This window comes from Streptomyces sp. NPDC126499 (genome assembly GCF_040302485.1).
Taxonomy (GTDB): Bacteria; Actinomycetota; Actinomycetes; order Streptomycetales; family Streptomycetaceae; genus Streptomyces.
The window spans coordinates 1-1,708 of sequence record NZ_JBEOUO010000055.1; the positions used below are offsets into that span (position 1 = coordinate 1).

Consider the following 1,708-nt stretch of genomic DNA (forward strand, 5'->3'; position numbering starts at 1 on the left):
TTAAAATTTATACATTAATCCATCCTATTGCAACTGTGCCATATCCTGTATGAACTGCTCCAACATTTATAAGTGGATTTTTTTCAATAATTTTATTTGGAAATTTCTCTTTTAAAAACTTAATAATTGAATCAGCAGTTTCGTGTTCTCCTGTGTATGAAAAACCAACTTTTGATGGATTATCTCTTGTAATTTCATCTTTTAGTTTATTAATTAAATAATTAAAGGCTTTCTTTTTAGTACGTAATTTATCAGCTAATACAATTTTTCCTTTTTGAAATTCAATAATAATTTGTATGTTGAGAATTCCCGCAATAAGTGCTTTTGAACGACTTAAACGGCCACTATTTTTAACCTGATTTAAATTTTTAGGATAAAAAATTAAAGTGGAAGCGTTTTGTAAATCGTTCACTTTATCAATAATGGCTTGATAACTTTCATTATTATTTTTGGCTTTGATACCTTCTTCAACCATTCTTCGGAGCGGGTAATCTCCAGTCATAGAATCTATAATAGTTGATTCAATATCAAAATCACGGCTTACAGATTTTGATTGTTCACACGCACCAGTTAATGCACTCGTTGCATGAATAGCTATAACGTGAGTATAACCATCATCGATGACTTTTTGATAAGTATCTATAAATGATTGTGGTGTAGGTTGAAATGTAGTTGCGCCATTTTCATATTGCTTTAATAATTCAAAAAATTCTTGTGAGCTGATATCAACCATATCTGTATAATCTTTATTATTAATTCTTGTTCCCATAGGTACTACGTAGACATCTGAATACTCATGTAAACCGATACCAGATGAACTATCAGTAATAAATGCAATTTTATTCAAATGATCTCCCCCTTAAAAATGCAAAATTTATTTAATTATTATACTATGTACCCTAAAAGTTATATTATAGTCAATTAAATTAAGCAAAACGCAATGGTCATTATTTAAAATAAACTATAAATTATTTGTATCACTATGTCACTAATACATTCAATGAAACATTTTTGCGTCACATCAAAGATATAGTATCACTAGATATTTTGAATTATGTAATAAGAAGAAGCATTAACACTAAAATATAAAGTTTATTTTTAATTTCTTAATTTAATAATTTTATAGTATAATAATACACATTAAATATGATTAAACGCCAAAATGGAAGAAAAGGATAATAAGAGGTGATTTCATAGATGACTTATAAAACGTTAAAAACAATTTTTCACATGAGTGATGAACAAAACTTTGAAAAAGAGTACCAACAACGATTAAATAATTTCACTACTTATGTCACAGATATTGAAATAAATCCAATTAGAAAGCAGACACAAATTAAAAGTATGATGTTCCCTTTATTTTTTTGTCCAACTAAAACCATAATTATTAAAGCGGAAAAGATATTGATCAATTCAAGTGAAATTAATAAATTGATTAACAGCCAACCAATAGTCGCTACAACTTCATATCTAAAAAAGTTACTAATTAACGAAATGCAAAGTACAAATGAAAAAGAAAATGTAAGGAGTACTAAAAAAGAATTAGCAGATGCGTTAAATAATAATAATTTAAAAAGTAATAAAAGATTTAGAGGATTAGTTTATCAATATAGTTTATTACTTAGTGATGAAGATTTTACATTAAATGAAATATCTGATTTTAGAAAGGCTTATGATTTATTGTTATCTAACGAAATAGCAGATGAAG

Annotated in this window: 2 protein-coding genes; one reads left to right on the top strand and one right to left on the bottom strand. The window is 26.5% G+C overall.

Annotated features, from left to right (window positions below):
• Nucleotides 1–7 precede the first annotated feature (7 nt).
• Nucleotides 8–847, bottom strand: coding sequence for a DegV family protein (locus ABTZ91_RS33970; RefSeq protein WP_217193795.1), 840 nt, complete (start codon nucleotides 845–847; stop codon nucleotides 8–10).
• A 383-nt stretch (nucleotides 848–1,230) separates the two neighbouring features.
• Between ABTZ91_RS33970 and ABTZ91_RS33975 the strand changes: the two genes are divergently transcribed.
• Nucleotides 1,231–1,708: hypothetical protein (locus ABTZ91_RS33975; RefSeq protein WP_352081091.1), on the top strand; the 478-nt coding region annotated here is incomplete at its 3' end.